Source organism: Novosphingobium sp. BW1 (assembly GCF_008107685.1).
In the GTDB taxonomy this organism is placed as follows: domain Bacteria; phylum Pseudomonadota; class Alphaproteobacteria; order Sphingomonadales; family Sphingomonadaceae; genus Novosphingobium.
In genome coordinates this window covers 51,703-67,047 of record NZ_VIRF01000074.1, presented here as the reverse complement: position 1 = coordinate 67,047, position 15,345 = coordinate 51,703, and the positions used below count along the sequence as shown (strand labels likewise).

Genomic DNA, 15,345 nt, shown 5'->3' with positions numbered 1-15,345 from the left:
TCTATCGGATCCGGAAATTATTTTCAGGTGGTTGCTGTCCAGAGCTGGCGCTCGATCCCACGCATTTGCGCGGGCATTTCGGCACCTGTCGCAGCGCTGCGACAGTGCTGAGCGGCAGCTGTACGCCTCACTCCCGCTTTGTTCATATTGGGTGGTGCAAACCTGAATCCACAGACCGCCACCTCGGCTGCATGTTGAAGGAGTTGTCCATGCGTAAGTTTATTCTGATGGCCCTTGCCGCCAGCGTCGCCGTTCCCACTCTGGCGGTGCCGACGATGGCCTCGGCCCAGAGCTACCGCGAGGCCCGCGAAAGCCAGCGTGATGTGCGCGAGGCGCGTCGTGACCTGCGCCAGGCCGAGCGTCATGGCGACCGCCGGGATGTCCGCGATGCCCGCCGCGACAAGCGTAGCGCCCAGCGCGAGTCCCGCCAGGACTGGCGTGACTACCGCCGCAGCCACCGCAACGTCTATCACCGCTCGGCCTATCGCGGGCCCTCGGGCTATCGCTACCGCCCGGTCGCGGTGGGGCGCCGGTTCCAGCCCGCCTATTACGGCAGCCGTTACTGGGTGAATGACTACGCCCGCTATCGTCTGCCCGCGCCCCGCGCCGGTGCGCGCTGGGTGCGCTACAACAACGACGTGGTCTTGGTGAACGTCCGCAATGGACGTGTTCTCACCGTCTACAACGGCTTCTTCTGGTAAGTTGCCTTCTCCAACGAGTCCCCTGCGGCGGCCCCGGTGAGCAAGCACCGGGGCCGCTTGGTATTTGGGGGCTGCGAAAGGGAGGGGGCGAGAAAATCAGAAAAGATATATCCAAAGGCCATCGCCCTCGGGCGCCCCAAACTGTCGAGCTCACCGTTGTCGCGCTGCGGTTGCCGAGGATGGTGAGGTCGCCAATTCCGGGGGCAAGGGGTGATGACCCCCTCGAAATCAAATATTCCCTTTTCCTGACTTTGCCTCTCGAAAAGGCGCACCTTTGCGGCGAGTCGGTGCCTGCGCGGCGCAGGCGCGCTTGCCCGGGCCGCGCAGGGTCGATAGCCTGCGCGCCATGAACCAATCTCTCGTGGCTTCGTTCGCCGCCCCGTCGGCTCGTCTCGGTCTTGCGCGCAAGAGTGTTCCCGCGGCTGCGCTTGCGTTCGCCCTGGCGCTGGCGGGCTGCAAGGGTGATGCGCCGCCGGCCGGAGAGCGGAGCGCGACGGCCAGTGCGGGTGCGTCCGACGCTCTCGTTGCGGATCCCGAGGCCTTCGTACAGAACTACATTGAGGAGGATCTGGGCGGCGATCTGGGTGTCGTTCACGTGAACACCGCGAAAATGGACCTCGATGGCGATGGCACCGAAGAGGTGCTTGCCTATGCCAGCGGGGCGATGATGTGCGGGACGGGGGGGTGCAACCTGCTCGTGCTCAAGCCCGACGGCGACAGCTTCCGGATCGTGGGCGATCTTTCGGTGGTGCAGCTTCCTGTCGGTGTGCTGGAGAGCACGACCAATGGCTGGCGTGACCTTGCTGTTTCGGTTTCCGGCGGGGGCATGGCCACCGGTATCCGCCGCGTGCCGTTCGATGGAACGCGCTACGCCTCCAACCCGACGAGCGCCGAGATCGGCGAAGCCGGGGACATGGGCACCGTGCTCATCACGCCCGACGATCTTAACCCGTCCGAAAAGGACGCCGCGCAACCCTGAGCCGGTGCCTGAGCTGGGCGCGTCAGGCGGCGAGCCAGTCGCGCAGGTGTGCGGTGACCGCCGCGCTCTGTTCCATCGGCGCCATGTGGCCGCACCGCTCCACGAGTTCGAGGCGCGCACCGGGCGTGTGGGCGGCGATGGCGCGGGCGCGCTCGGGCGGTGTGAGCTTGTCCTGCGCGCCCGCCAGCACCAGTGCGGGCACGTCAATTCGGGCAAGGTCGGCGCGCGAATCGGGTCGCGCCATGATCGCGCGCTGCTGATTGGCGTAGGTCTCCAGCCCGACGTCGAGCGCCATTGCGACGACCGCTTCGGCCGTGGCGCGCTCTGTATCGGGATGGACGAGCCGCCGCAGGCTGCCGCGCAGCACCGCCTCCAGGCTGCGCTTGCGGGCCGTGGTGATCGCGGCCTGGCGCAGCCGTGCGGCGTCGGCATCGTCGGCCCCCGCGCTGGTGTCGAGAAAGGCGATGCGGCTGATCCGCTGGGGCGCCTTTCGCCAGATTTCCATGGCGACGTAGCCGCCCATCGAAAACCCTGCGAGCGCGAAGCGCGGCGGGGCCGCGGCAAGGATGCGGCGCGCCATAGCGGGCACGGTGTCGTCGCGCAGCGTGTCGCCGATCATGGGGACGGCGACATCCGCGAGGCCTTCGACTTGCGCGGCCCACAGGCGCGCGTCGCACGACAGGCCCGGGACAAGCACGAGCGGCTGGCGCGCGTCGGTGCCCCTCGACATGGCGGTCATGGTTGCAGGGTCAGGCCGATGCGGGAACCTTCAGCGCGCCCGCGATGGAATTGGGTCCGGCTTCGACCAGGTCGACGGTGACGACATCGCCCACGGCGACATCGCCTGTGAAGTGTACGGACTGCAGCCAAGGCGACTTGCCCAGCCACTGCCCGGGATGCTTGCCGCGACGCTCGACGAGGACCTGGCAGCTCTTGCCGACAGAGGCGGCGTTGAACGCGTACTGGTCGCGGTTGAGCGCTGTCTGCAGGCGCTTTAGGCGCTCGTCCATGACGGGCATGGGGACTTGTTCGTCCATCGTTGCGGCCGGGGTGCCCGGGCGCGGCGAGTACTTGAAGCTGAAGCACTGCGCGTAGCCGACCGTATCGACCAGCTTGAGCGTTTCCTCGAACTCGGCGTCGGTTTCGCCGGGGAAGCCAACGATGAAGTCGCCCGAAAGCGCGATGTCGGGGCGTGCCTTGCGCACATCTTCCAGGATCGTGAGGTATTTCTCGACCTGGTGCGCGCGGTTCATGGCCTTAAGTACGCGGTTGCTGCCCGACTGTACGGGCAGATGCAGGAAGGGCATGAGCTTGGCGACATCGCCGTGGGCCTCGATCAGGCCGGGCGTCATGTCGTTGGGGTGGCTGGTGGTGTAACGGATGCGGGCAAGATCGGGGATCTCGGCCAGCTCGCGAATGAGGCCGTCGAGCCCGACGTCCTGGCCCTTGGCGTTCTCGCCGGTCCAGGCGTTGACGTTCTGGCCCAGCAGCGTGATCTCGCGCGCGCCGGCCTCGACAAGGCGCTTGGCCTCCTCGATGAGGTCGGCGTGCGGGCGGGAAATTTCCGCGCCGCGGGTATAGGGCACCACGCAGTAGGTGCAGAACTTGTCGCAGCCTTCCTGCACGGTGAGGAACGCGGTGGGGCCGGAGCGGCGGCGCTTGGGCAGCGCGTCGAACTTGGTCTCGGCGGGCATGTCGGTATCGGTCATGCGCCGACCTTCCGAGGCCGCCTTCACCATGTCGGGGAGGCGGTGGTAGGCCTGCGGGCCGACGACCATCTTCACGGCAGGGGCACGCGCCATGATCTCTTCGCCCTCGGCCTGCGCAACGCAGCCTGCAACCGCGATCAGCGGCGAAGAGCCATCCTCGCGGCGCAGGCGGCCAATGTCCGAATAGACCTTTTCAGCTGCCTTTTCACGGATGTGGCAGGTGTTGAGGACGACGAGGTCGGCGTCCTCGCCCTCGGGCGCTGGGGTGATCCCCTGCTCGGCCAGAAGTTCGGCCATGCGATCGCCGTCGTAGACGTTCATCTGGCAGCCAAAGCTCTTGACCCGGTAGGTCTTCGGATTCGCAGGTGTGGACGCGGAATGGGACATGGCGCGCCGTTACACGCCTTTGCGCAGGTTTTGAAGAGGGGGACGTGCCGGGAGCGGCACGTAAGGGCGCTCCCGGCGGGCAATGGTCTCAGGAGACGGGGGCTGCCGCGGCGTCGAGGGCCGGTTCGCCAGTACCTGTTTCGCCGCCCTGGGGCAGGGGAACCTGGAGGGGGGCGACGGGCTGCGCCGCGAAGGCAAGTTCGACGTCTTCGTCGATGAAGCCGCCGACCTGGCCGCCCCTGGGAAGAACGGCGCTGGTCCCGGTCATGAAGAAACCGGCCACGGGAACGAGCGCGATGGCCCCGACCACCCCGGCCGTTCCGGTGACGCCCTTGTCATCGAAGTTCCCGGTCAGGCGGATTTGGCGGCCGTCGACGCGCAAGTACAGGAGCCGGGCTTCAAGCTTTCCCGACTTGCCCCACATGCCCTTGTTCCGAACGCTCGTGAGTTCGCCCCAGGCCGGAGAACCTGCCGGAATGATCTGGACGCCGTTCACTTCGACAGGTGCGGCTACCTCCAGCTGGAAGCGCTGTCCGACCTTTGCGGCCTTCTTCTTGGTGGTGATCTCTTCGAGCAGGCGGAACTGAATCGGAGTTCCCGCGCGAAGAACGGCGTTGCGCCTCGTCGGAGCTGCAGGAAGGAGGGCAGGTGCGGCCTGTGTTGCCAGGGGATTGCGATAGGTGTCGCCCGGAACGGTGTCCTGAGCGTGCGCGGTGGATGCCAATATCGAAGCCAGGAAGAAAGTCGTCGCGATGCGTTTCAATGGAAGAGCCCCCGTTTCAGGAAAATCTCGACATGAGATCTTCGTGGCAGGGCTATGACGTCGTCTCGGCAAAAGAGTAGTTAACCGATTTTGATTTCAATGTCTTTTGCCAGAGTGTGGCCGAAATGATGCATCAGATGTGCAGGGCGCTTCAGTTCAGCACGTAGCCGTCCGGCTCGATGACAGGGGGAAGTTCGCGGTGGCCTGCGGCGTGGAGGAGGTCGCGCTCGATGGTGCGGACCATGGCGGCAAGCGGCAGGTCGTTCTCGTCGCGGCCGAAGGGATCGCTGAGCTGGTCGCCCAGCGCATCGAGGCCAAAGAAGGCATAGGCGACAAGGAAGGCGGGGAAGGGCGCCCACCAGCCCAGCTGCGGGACCAGCGCGAAGGGCAGGAGCAGGCAGAAGGCATAGGCCGTGCGGTGGAGCAGCAGCGAATAGGAGAAGGGCACCGGCGTTGCCTTGATCCGCTCGCACCCACCCTGGACCGAGGCCATCTCGCTGAGCTGGCTTTCCAGCACCGAGTAGTGGATGGCATCGATAACGCGCGCGTCGGTGAGCGCGCGGCAGCCCATGCCGACCGCGCGCAGGACCGCGTCGGTGGGATTGGGCGCGCCTGTCCAGTCTGCGTCGCGCGCAGCGTAGCGGGCGATGGCGGTGACCTCGTCCTCCTCGCGAAGGCGCGCGGCAAGTCCCGCGGTGAAGCCAGCCAGCGTTTCGAGCAGCGGGGCGGCGTGCGCGCGTTCGAGCGCCGCGGTCTGGCGCGCGAAACTGCGCGCGGCGTTGATGAGCCGCCCCCACAGCTGGCGGCCTTCCCACCAGCGGTTGTAGCACACCGTGTTGCGAAAGCTCATGAAGATGGAGAGCGAGAGGCCGATCAGGGTGAAGGGCATTGCGTGGAGCGGGGCCAGCCAGGATGGCGCGGCCTGTCCGATCAGCACGGCAATCAGCGATGCCGCCAGCACGACCAGCAGCGGGCGCAGGATCTGGGGCAGGATCGAGCCGCGAGTGGCGATCAGCACATCGCGGAAGCAGGGAGTGTTGCGTACGATCATCAGGCAGGGCTCTGGATGGGACGCGAATCGCGCCGGGGGTGGAAAACCTATCCAATCAGAAAGAGGGTTCCGAGGGCCATCGTCTTCCAGCTCCCCATAATGTCGACCGCACCTCCCGCGCGGCACCGGGGCAGAGAAGCGGGAGGTCGCCGTTGCCGCGTGTCAAGGGGCGATGGCCCCTTGGAAAGGTCTTGTCCTTCTGTTGTCGCCTCCAATTTGTCGCGGCTGGAGAACGGTCTGCCAGCGCAATTTGTTGCCTGTTTGTCAACGGGTTCGTTTTGTCTCTGGAGAGCCACGCGGTGTCAGGTGCGCGCTTGCATCGAGGCTTCGCGTGCCGAAATTGAGGCTCGAACGTGACGAAAACGATCGGAGAACGACATGAACCGCATGAAGCTTGCCCTTGCGGGCACCGCAGCCCTTGGCGCCGTCGCAACCGGCGGTGCCGTCCAGGCCCAGAGCGCGCCGCAACCTGCTCCCCAGCAGGCCCCCGGCGCCGCGGCCTCGAGCGCGGATTTCAGCGACCAGGAGGTGAAGCAGTTTGCCACCGCCGCGGTCAGCATCCAGAACATCCAGAAGGACACCGCAGTTTCGGCCGAGGAAAAGCAGGCCAAGATGGCTGGCGCCGTCCAGAGCTCGGGCCTGTCCCCTGAGAAGTTCAACCAGATCGCGGTCGCTTCGCGCAGCGACACGACCCTCATGCAGCGCATCCAGTCGGCCGCAACCGGCAATCCGTGATGCAATGCGGCGGCCTTGCCGGGCCGCATGGACCGGGGGGCCGCTGCGTCTCCCGGCTGCTTCCTTCCCGCCATTTGCCCCTCTGATACGGGCGGGCCGGGAGGCAGGGAAAAGGCAGGCCTCCTCCGGGATGCCTGCCTTTTTTCGTGGGACGGGCGGCCGCGCGTGGATCGGGGGCGCTACGGCCTGTTCCCCTTTTCGCAAACTTGGGCTATCCGCGCGCCATCATGACCACGATCCAGACCCTTTACGCTGCCTTTGCAGGCCACCTTTCGACCGCACTCGACGCGCTGGAAGCCGCCGGAACCCTGCCGGGCGAACTGAAGCGAAGCGCGATCACGGTCGAGCCGCCGCGCGATCCCTCCCACGGGGACCTGGCGACCAACGCGGCGATGGTCCTGGCCAAGCCTGCCAAGATCAAGCCGCGCGACCTTGCAGAGGCGCTCGTCGCCGAGCTTTCGAAGCTCGATGCGGTGACTTCTGCCGAGATCGCGGGGCCGGGCTTCATCAACCTGCGCCTGGCACCTGCCGCGTGGATCGACGAACTGGGCGCGATTGCAGCGCTTGGCACAGACTACGGCCGCTCGACCCTGGGCGGAGGCAGCAAGGTCAACGTCGAGTACGTTTCGGCCAACCCGACGGGCCCCATGCACATGGGGCACTGCCGCGGCGCGGTGGTCGGCGATGCGCTGGCGACCCTGCTCGAATACGCAGGCCACAAGGTCATCAAGGAATACTACGTCAACGACGCGGGCGCGCAGGTGCAGGTCCTCGCCCGCTCGGCGCACATCCGCTACCGCGAGGCGCTCGGCCTTGGCGAGGCGGTGATCCCCGAGGGGCTCTACCCGGGCGACTACCTGAAGCCGGTGGGCGCAAAGCTCGCTGAAGAGTTCGGCGACCAGTACGCCGAGGCGCCCGAATCGGAGTGGCTGGCCCTGTTCCGCGTGAAGGCGGTCGCTGCGATGATGGACATGATCCGCGCCGACCTTGCACAGCTGGGCATCCGCCATGACGTGTTCAGCTCGGAAGCCGAGCTGCAGGCCAGCGGAAAGCCCGATGAGGCCGAGGTGTGGCTGCGCGAACGCGGCCTTGTCTATGACGGCGTGCTCGAAGCGCCCAAGGGCAAGACGCCCGAGGACTGGGAGCCGGTCGAGCTGCCGCTGTTCAAGTCGACCCAGTTCGGCGACGACCAGGATCGCCCGATCAAGAAGTCGGACGGCACCTGGACCTACTTCGGCGCCGACCTCGCCTACCACTTCCAGAAGGCGCAGAGTGCCGACGCGCTCGTTGACATCTGGGGTGCGGACCATGCGGGCACCGTCAAGCGGATCAAGGCCGCGGTCAAGGCGATGACGGGGGCAGAAGGCGAGGCAACTCCCTTCGAGATCAAGCTGGTGCAGATGGTCCAGCTCCTGCGCGACGGCGAGCCGGTCAAGATGTCCAAGCGTTCGGGCAACTTCATCACCATCGCCGACATGGTCGAGGAAGTGGGCAAGGACGTGGTGCGCTTCACCATGCTCACCCGCAAGCCCGACGCGCAGATGGACTTTGATTTTGCCAAGGTGGTGGAGACGAGCAAGGACAACCCGGTCTTCTATGTCCAGTATGCCCACGCGCGCATCCAGTCGATCTTGCGCAAGGCCAAGGCCGATCTCGACACGGTGGCTTCGGCCCAGCACGTCGCGCTCCTGGGCGAGGATGATCTGGAGCTGGCCAAGCTGCTCGCGCAGTTCCCGCGCGTGATCGAGGCGGCTGCGGCCGCGCGTGAACCGCACCGCGTGGCGTTCTACCTCCACGATCTGGCTGCCGCATTCCATGGGTATTATAACCTGGGTAACGATAGTCCGGAAAAGCGGATTGTTAACGCATCGGACGTTAACCTTACATCCGCGCGGCTATTCCTGGCCGTGCAGGTGGGGCAGATCATTCGCAACGGCCTGGCGCTTCTGGGCGTCGAGGCCGTGGAGGAAATGTGATTTATGACGCACGGGGCTTCGGACAGGACTGAGGACGGCATGTCCGCGGCAAATGGATCGGGCGCAGGCCCGGGCGCAGGTGCGGGAGGGGCCTGGACCTCCGCCAATGGCCTGGGCACCGATCCGCAGGCGCCCGGTGCCGAGCCCGATCCCTTCGGGCCCGATCCCTTCGGTGAGGACGCCGATCCCTTCCCCATGCCAGGCGCCGCCCCGGCTGCCGGGGTTGCCGCCAGCTTCGGCTCGGCAACGCAGGATTCGCCGGAGAGCGCGAGGGAACTGGATCTGGGCGATGGCGAGATGCGCCTGCCCTGGCTCGAAGGCGACGATGAGGACTACGAGGACGAACGCGGTGGGGTGGGCCAGACCACGATCCTCTTGCTGGCCGCGCTTGTGGCCATTGCTCTTTTGGGCGGCGGCATCCTGTGGGCGCTCGCCGGGCGCTCGGACGAGGAACTCGTCGCGGATGGCGGCGTGATCGAGGCGCCCGAGGAACCCTACAAGACCCGTCCCGAGAATCCGGGCGGCGAAGTCGTGAGCGGAACTGGCGACACCAGCTTCGCGGTGGCCGAAGGCCAGTCGCGCACACCTCAGATCGCCGAGGAGGAACTTCCCGGGCCAGGCTTTGATGGCCTGGACGAGGCCGAGTCCAGTGCTGCCGCGCCCCAGTCGAAGCCCGTGCCTGCGGCCAAGGCAGAAGAGCCCGCCGCGCCAAGCGGCGTCGGAGTTCAGGTCGGCGCCTACACATCGCGCGAGGGGGCAGAAAAGGGTTGGCAGACGCTGAAAGGCCAGTACGCGCCCTTTGGCGATATGAGCCACCGCGTGGTGCAGGGCCAGGCCGACATCGGTACGGTCTATCGTCTTCAGGCGCTTCCGGGCGATCTCAAGGCGGCCAAGGCGCTCTGCGCGGACATGCGCGGCGCTGGCCTCGCCTGCCAGGTCAAGAACTGAGCGGAGCATCGCCGCAGGCGGGGCAGCGTTCCCGTCCGGCGCTCGTCCACACATCGCGCGCGCGCGCGGCTTGCCTGCCTGCGCGGATTGGGCGATAAATCGGCATGGTTCCTGCGATTTTCGGCCTTTCGGGGCACGTCCTCACGGCGGATGAAGCCGCCTTCTTCCGCGACGCCGACCCGGCCGGCTACATTCTCTTCGGGCGCAATGTCGCCGACCGCGCCCAGCTGCGCGCGCTGACCGATGCGCTGCGCGATCTGCATGGCCGCGACGATCTTTTCATCTGCATCGACCAGGAAGGCGGGCGCGTCGCGCGCATGAAGCCGCCGGTCTGGCCCGCCTATCCGCCGGGCGAGGTGTTCGACCGCGTGTACGACCACGCGCCCGCCACCGCCATCGAGGCCGCGCGCGCCAACGGGGAGGCGCTCGGGCTGGATCTTGCCGAAGCGGGCATCACGGTTGATTGCCACCCTTCGCTCGACGTGCGCCAGAAGGGTGCGCATGACGTCATCGGCGACCGGGCCTTTGGCCACGATCCGATGCGCGTCGCGGCCTTGGGCCGCGCGACGCTTGACGGCCTGGCCCGTGCAGGCGTGCTGGGCTGCATCAAGCACATTCCCGGCCACGGACGCGCCATGGCCGATAGCCACAAGGAACTGCCCACCGTCACCGCCAGCGCGGAGGAGCTGGAGGTTGACCTGCGGCCTTTCCGTACGCTGGCGCACGCGCCCATCGGCATGACCGCGCACGTGCGCTACACCGCCTGGGACGCGGACAATCCGGGCACGCTCTCGCCCTTCGTGGTGCAGGAGATCATCCGCGGGCGCATCGGCTTTGACGGGCTGCTCCTGACCGACGATCTCGACATGGAGGCGCTTTCGGGCTCGTTGCCCGAACGCGCCGCGCGCGCGATTGCGGCAGGCTGCGATATCGCGCTCAATTGCTGGGCGAAGATGGACGACATGGTGGGGATCGCCAAGGCGCTGCCCACGATCACGCCGGAAGCGCGCGCGCGGCTGGAGAGGGCCATGGCGTCCTGCCCCGAGGATGCGGGCACCGGTGATCATGCAGCGCTCGTCGCCCGGCGCGAAGCGCTTCTGGCGCAGGGCGTCGCCTGAGGCGTGGTCGGGGACGGCGAGCCTTCGCCTTCGCGTGCCGAGCTCCGCGGATCGGGCCAGCGTGATCCCGGTATTGCGTTGGGCGAAGCCGAGGCAGTTTGGGACGCAGTTTCGCCCGCCGAACAGCGCCGCCAGGCGCTCTATATCGAAATCGAGGGCTGGGAAGGGCCGCTCGACCTCCTGCTCGATCTCGCGCGGCGCCAGAAGGTGGACCTGCGCCGCATTTCCATCCTCGAACTCGTCGATGCCTATCTCGATTATATCGACACGGCGGGCGAGATGCGCCTGGAAATCGCGGCGGACTATCTCGTGATGGCGGCCTGGCTCGCCTATCTCAAGTCCTCGCTGCTGCTGCCCAAGGAGGAGCAACCCGATCCCAGCCCCGAGGAGCTGGCGATGCGCCTGCAACTGCGCCTCCAGCGCCTGGGCGCCATGCGCGAGGCAGCGGCCCGGCTGATGGGGCGGGACCGGCTGGGGCGCGATGTTTTCCGGCGCGGTGCGCCCGAGGGACTGCGGGTGGAGAAGCGTAACGCCTGGCAGTGTTCCTGGCTCGACCTCGTGCGCGCCTATGGCGATGTGAAGCTGCGTGCCCAGCCCGCCGTCCACCACGTGCGCGAGCGTAGGGTGATGAGCCTCGACAGTGCGATTGCGCGGGTCTCGGCGATGGTGGGCGTCGCCCTGGACTGGATGGAATTGCGCGAATTCGTGCCTCCTTCCAAGGAGGACTGGGCCGATCCGCAGTTGCGCAAGTCCGCGCTCGCCTCCAGTTTCGTCGCGGCGCTGGAGCTTGCGAAGGCGGGCAAGGTCGAATTGGTGCAAGAGAGCGTCTTTGGGCCCCTCCAGGTGCGAGCGCTGCCGACATGAGCGAGCCGGATATTCCTGCGCCCGGCGAGATGGAGCGCGCGGTCGAGGCGACGCTCTTCGCGGCCGAGGCGCCGATGACGGCCGAGCAGATCTCGCGGCACCTGGGCGATGGCGAGGTGCGTCCGGCGCTCCAGGCGCTTCAGGCGCACTACCAAGGGCGCGGCATCCGGCTTGTTGAGCGGGGACGCCACTGGCACTTCGAAACCGCACCCGATCTGGCCCACCTCCTGCGCCGTGAGAAGGAGGAGGTGCGCCGCCTCTCGCGCGCGGCAACCGAGGTCCTGGCCATGGTTGCCTACCACGAGCCCGTCAGCCGCGCCGAGATCGAGGCTATCCGCGGCGTGCAGACCGCTAAGGGGACGCTCGACGTGCTGATCGAGGCGGGCTGGGTGCGCACGGCAGGGCGCCGGGAGGTGCCCGGACGGCCCGTGATCTATGCCACGACGGACGCGTTTCTCGCCCATTTCGGGCTGTCTTCGCGCAAGGAATTGCCTGGATTTGACGAATTGCGGGCCGCGGGGCTGCTCGAAGCGGTCGATGATGCTATGGTAGAGGACGCATTGCGACCCGGAATTTCAGCGGAAACCCAAGAAGGTGACCTTCCTGCGACCGAACCGGGTCTAAACGATGACAGGCTTTCAACTTAGTTGGAAAACGCCTAGATGACCCGTGAAGGGCCGGAATCGGTCGCACGTATTTTTGGAGTTGGGATAATGGGTAGCTTCTCGATCTGGCACTGGCTGATTGTCCTTGTGATCGTGCTCGTGCTGTTCGGTCGCGGCAAGGTCTCCGAAATCATGGGTGACTTCGGCAAAGGCATCAAGAGCTTCAAGCAGGGCATGAACGAGGACGAGGAGGAGGCCAAGCCCACCAAGTCGGATGCCAAGCCCGCGCAGATCACCTCGGCCGACCCCGCGCCCAGCGCGAGCGAAACCACCAAGAGCGACCAGGCCTGAGCCTGACGGCCGGATACGGCTATGCTGGATATCGGAGCCACGGAACTCCTGATGGTCGTCATCGTGGCGGTCGTCGTCATCGGGCCCAAGGACATGCCCCTGGCGATGCGCACGGCTGGCCGCTGGATCGGCAAGTTGCGCAAGGTCACGGGGCATTTTCGCGCCGGGATCGACGCGATGGTGCGCGAAGCCGAACTCGAGGAGATGGAGCAGAAGTGGCGCGAACAGAACGAGGCGATCATGAAGGCGGCCCCCAAGCTGCCGACCGCCGAGGACATGGAAGCGCCGCGCAAGGCCAAGACCGACGCCGAAAAGGCGAACAACGTCGAGGGTGACGCCCCGGCAGAGCCCGAGGCGCTGCCCGCGCCTGAACCGGCGTCCACGCCCTCCGGCGTAGGTCCTGTGCCGCCTGCAGCGACGCCGGAACCCGCGTCCGAGCCCCAACCCGTGCCGGCCTCCGACCCGGCCCGCCCCGCGTCCTGATCGAGCATTCGCGCCATGGCCTTCAAGATTTCCGACATCGACGATTCGCAGGCTCCCCTGCTCGATCACCTCGTCGAACTGCGCTCGCGCCTCGTGCGCGCGTTTCTGGCCTTTGGCGTTGCCTTCGGCATCTGCTTCTATTTTGCCGACGACATCTTCGGCTTCCTGGTTCGCCCGCTGACCGCCGCCTTCCCCGCGGGTGAAGGCAAGCTGATCTACACCAAGCTCTACGAAGCCTTCTTCGTGGAAGTGAAGATCGCGGTCTTCGCCGCCTTCTTCTTCAGCTTCCCGGTGATCGCCAACCAGATCTGGGCCTTTATCGCACCCGGCCTCTACGCCAAGGAAAAGAAGGCCTTCCTGCCGTTCCTGATTGCAACCCCGATCCTCTTCACCATGGGCGCGGCGCTGGCCTACTACGTGGTCATGCCGACCGCCTTCCACTTCTTCCTGGGCTTCCAGGGGAGCGCCGGCGGCCTCCAGCTCGAGGCGCTGCCGGGGACGGGCGATTACCTTTCGCTGGTCATGCAGTTCATCCTCGCCTTCGGCGTCAGCTTCCTGCTGCCGGTGTTGCTGATGCTGCTCAACCGCGCCGGGATCGTCACCCGCACGCAGGCCGTGGCCGCACGCCGCTACGTGATCGTCGGGATCTTCGTGGTGGCCGCGATCGCGACCCCGCCCGACGTGATCTCGCAGGTCCTCCTTGCGGTGCCGCTGCTGCTGCTGTTTGAGGGCACGCTGCTGCTTATGTGGTTCACCGAACGGCGCGATGCGAAAGTCGCGGAAGGTGACCCGGCCGAGGCTCCGGCGGAGTAAGAGAATGATTCAAGGGGCCTTCGCCCCCTGACCCCGAAATCGGCGACCGCACCCTTCTCGGCTACGACAGCCTGAGAGCCTTGAGGTCGATAGTTCGGGGAGACTGAGGGCGATGGCCCTCGGATTTCCCTTTACCGTTCTTCATCGTCTTCCTCGGGCCGCAGCGCTTCCTCGCTCTTGGCGCTTGCTTCTGCGGCCCACGCCTGCTGGCCGCCGATCCAGGTCTCCTTGACCGTGAGCGTGCGCAGGGCCTCGGGGCTGACCGTCATCGGGTCCTTGTCCACGAACAGGAAGTCCGCGCGGTAGCCCTTGGCGATGCGCCCTAGGCGATCCTCGGCAAACATCGCGTAGGCCGCGCCCGTGGTGTAGGCCGCGAGGGCCGCTTCGCGTGAGATCGTCTCCTGCGGTTGCCAGCCGCCGAAGGGCTGACCGTCCGCGCTCTGCCGGGTCACGGCAACGGCCATGCCGGTAAAGGGGCGTGCGGGTTCGACCGGCGTGTCCGAGCCAAAGGCGAGCGTGGCTCCGGCGTTCGTAAGCGATTTCCAGGCGTAGGCGCCGGACAGGCGCCCCGGGCCCAGCCGCGCTTCGGCCATGGTGCGGTCGCTCGCCTCGTGCTGGGGCTGCATCGAAGCGATGGCACCGTGCTCGGCAAAGCGCGCGATGTCGGCGGGGTCAAGGATCTGCGCGTGTTCGATGCGCCAGCGCCGGTCTCCGGTGTAGGTGTGCGACAGCTCGTCGAGCGCGTCGAGCACGACCGAATTGGCCTTGTCGCCGATGGCGTGGACCGCGACCTGGAAGTGGTCGAGTGCGGCGCGGCTCATCATGTTGGAAAGCTGGGTCTGCGACAGGAGCGGCAGGCCGCGCGTTTCGGGAGCGTCCGTGTAAGGTTCCTTGAGCCAGGCCCCGCGTGAGCCGAGCGCGCCGTCGAGGAAGAGCTTTACGCCGCTGAGGCGCAGGCGGTCATCGTAGACCCAGGCCGAGGGGCCGGGCCCGCCGATGAGCTCCATGTTGGCAATCGAATCAGCGTAGGAGACGATGCGCACGCGCAGCCGTCCGGTATCGCCGGCACGGCGGAACGCCTGCCAGTCCTCGATGCTGGTGCCCATGTCGGCAACCGCGGTGACCCCGTTCCTGAGGAAGTCAAGCTGGGCTTCGGCGAGCGCGGCGTCGCGGTCCTCGGGGCGCGGGGCGGGGAGCTTGGCTTCGACCAGTTTGGCCGCCGCATCGACAAGGACGCCCTCGGGCGCGCCCCCAGCGGTTCGCGCGATGCGCCCGCCCTTGGGGTCCTTGGTATTGGCAGTGATCCCGGCCGCTTCAAGCGCGGCGGTGTTGGCCCAGCCACCGTGCGCATCGACGCGGCTCAGCCAGGCGGGCTTGCCGCCGGTAACGCTATCGAGTTCGGCTGCGGTGGGCAGGCGGTCCAATCCCCACTCGACCTCGTTCCAGCCCGTGCCCAGAATCCAGGGCGCCTCGGGATGGGCCGCGGTCCAGGCCGCGATGCGCGCGAGCGCCTCATCGAGCGAGTGGGCCTGCGACAGGTCAAGCGTCAGCTTGGAAAAGCCCAGCATCATGACGTGCGTGTGCGCGTCGATCATGCCGGGGACCACCACCTGCCCCTCGCCATCGAGCCGGTAGTCGGCGTACTTCGGGCGCTTTTCGCCCTCGTGATAGACCTCGGCAACGTGGCCGTCAGGGGCGATCAGGAAGCCGTCGAAGTGCTCGACCCCCCCCTTGCCGTCGGGCGAGAGTCCCTCGATGTTGTCGATGAGCGTGCCGGGGACGGGCTTTTCGACCTCCTCGGCCTTCTTTTTCTTGCGGGCTTCGGCGGGCACGGCAATCAGCGCCGTTCCCAGCATCGCGGT

At 66.9% G+C, this 15,345-nt stretch carries 16 protein-coding genes; 11 read left to right on the top strand and 5 right to left on the bottom strand.

Annotation, left to right across the window (positions count from 1 at the left end; translation table 11 throughout):
* Window positions 1–209 precede the first annotated feature (209 nt).
* Together FMM79_RS11990 and FMM79_RS11985 are read left to right on the top strand one after the other, a co-directional pair.
* Window positions 210–701, top strand: a complete 492-nt coding sequence (locus FMM79_RS11990; RefSeq protein ID WP_148627705.1) for an RcnB family protein — start codon at window positions 210–212, stop codon at window positions 699–701.
* 346 nt (window positions 702–1,047) lie between these two features.
* Window positions 1,048–1,680 carry a hypothetical protein gene (locus FMM79_RS11985; protein ID WP_148627704.1) on the top strand — a complete coding sequence of 211 codons (633 nt, stop codon included), beginning with the start codon at window positions 1,048–1,050 and terminating at the stop codon, window positions 1,678–1,680.
* A 22-nt stretch (window positions 1,681–1,702) separates the two neighbouring features.
* Here FMM79_RS11985 and FMM79_RS11980 read toward each other — a convergent pair whose 3' ends face one another.
* From FMM79_RS11980 to FMM79_RS11965, 4 genes are all read right to left on the bottom strand, one after another.
* The gene (locus FMM79_RS11980; protein WP_240339134.1) at window positions 1,703–2,419 is read right to left on the bottom strand and encodes an alpha/beta fold hydrolase; all 717 of its coding nucleotides are present in this window, start codon (window positions 2,417–2,419) and stop codon (window positions 1,703–1,705) included.
* A gap of 10 nt (window positions 2,420–2,429) precedes the next feature.
* A complete protein-coding gene (gene miaB / locus FMM79_RS11975; RefSeq protein WP_148627703.1) occupies window positions 2,430–3,776 on the bottom strand; it encodes a tRNA (N6-isopentenyl adenosine(37)-C2)-methylthiotransferase MiaB in 1,347 nt (448 codons plus the stop codon).
* 88 nt (window positions 3,777–3,864) lie between these two features.
* Entirely contained in the window at window positions 3,865–4,539 is a 675-nt protein-coding gene (locus FMM79_RS21630) for a hypothetical protein (protein WP_205466644.1), read from the bottom strand.
* A gap of 151 nt (window positions 4,540–4,690) precedes the next feature.
* Complete coding sequence (locus tag FMM79_RS11965; RefSeq protein WP_148627702.1) at window positions 4,691–5,590, bottom strand: bestrophin family protein; 900 nt, start codon at window positions 5,588–5,590, stop codon at window positions 4,691–4,693.
* Window positions 5,591–5,968: 378 nt separating this feature from the next.
* Here FMM79_RS11965 and FMM79_RS11960 point away from each other — a divergent pair, with 378 nt between their 5' ends.
* The 9 genes from FMM79_RS11960 to tatC all read left to right on the top strand — a co-directional run bounded on the left by FMM79_RS11960 (window position 5,969) and on the right by tatC (window position 13,483).
* On the top strand, window positions 5,969–6,325 hold the full coding sequence (locus FMM79_RS11960; RefSeq protein ID WP_240339133.1) for a DUF4168 domain-containing protein: 357 nt from the start codon (window positions 5,969–5,971) through the stop codon (window positions 6,323–6,325).
* 227 nt (window positions 6,326–6,552) lie between these two features.
* A complete protein-coding gene (argS, locus tag FMM79_RS11955) occupies window positions 6,553–8,301 on the top strand; it encodes an arginine--tRNA ligase (RefSeq protein ID WP_148627701.1) in 1,749 nt (582 codons plus the stop codon).
* A 3-nt stretch (window positions 8,302–8,304) separates the two neighbouring features.
* Window positions 8,305–9,249, top strand: coding sequence for an SPOR domain-containing protein (locus tag FMM79_RS11950; RefSeq protein ID WP_240339132.1), 945 nt, complete (start codon window positions 8,305–8,307; stop codon window positions 9,247–9,249).
* A 104-nt stretch (window positions 9,250–9,353) separates the two neighbouring features.
* On the top strand, window positions 9,354–10,367 hold the full coding sequence (gene nagZ, locus FMM79_RS11945) for a beta-N-acetylhexosaminidase (RefSeq protein WP_148627700.1): 1,014 nt from the start codon (window positions 9,354–9,356) through the stop codon (window positions 10,365–10,367).
* A gap of 78 nt (window positions 10,368–10,445) precedes the next feature.
* Entirely contained in the window at window positions 10,446–11,231 is a 786-nt protein-coding gene (locus FMM79_RS11940) for a ScpA family protein (RefSeq protein WP_240339137.1), read from the top strand.
* A complete protein-coding gene (gene scpB, locus FMM79_RS11935; RefSeq protein ID WP_148627699.1) occupies window positions 11,228–11,878 on the top strand; it encodes an SMC-Scp complex subunit ScpB in 651 nt (216 codons plus the stop codon). Before FMM79_RS11940 ends, scpB begins: the two co-directional genes overlap by 4 nt.
* Window positions 11,879–11,944: 66 nt before the next feature.
* Entirely contained in the window at window positions 11,945–12,187 is a 243-nt protein-coding gene (locus FMM79_RS11930; protein ID WP_148627698.1) for a twin-arginine translocase TatA/TatE family subunit, read from the top strand.
* A 21-nt stretch (window positions 12,188–12,208) separates the two neighbouring features.
* Window positions 12,209–12,670, top strand: a complete 462-nt coding sequence (gene tatB / locus FMM79_RS11925) for a Sec-independent protein translocase protein TatB (RefSeq protein ID WP_148627697.1) — start codon at window positions 12,209–12,211, stop codon at window positions 12,668–12,670.
* A gap of 15 nt (window positions 12,671–12,685) precedes the next feature.
* Window positions 12,686–13,483, top strand: coding sequence for a twin-arginine translocase subunit TatC (gene tatC / locus FMM79_RS11920; RefSeq protein ID WP_148627696.1), 798 nt, complete (start codon window positions 12,686–12,688; stop codon window positions 13,481–13,483).
* A gap of 131 nt (window positions 13,484–13,614) precedes the next feature.
* On the opposite strand, the gene FMM79_RS11915 is transcribed toward tatC, so the two are convergent.
* The gene (locus tag FMM79_RS11915; RefSeq protein ID WP_148627735.1) at window positions 13,615–15,339 is read right to left on the bottom strand and encodes an amidohydrolase; all 1,725 of its coding nucleotides are present in this window, start codon (window positions 15,337–15,339) and stop codon (window positions 13,615–13,617) included.
* Window positions 15,340–15,345: the final 6 nt, after the last annotated feature.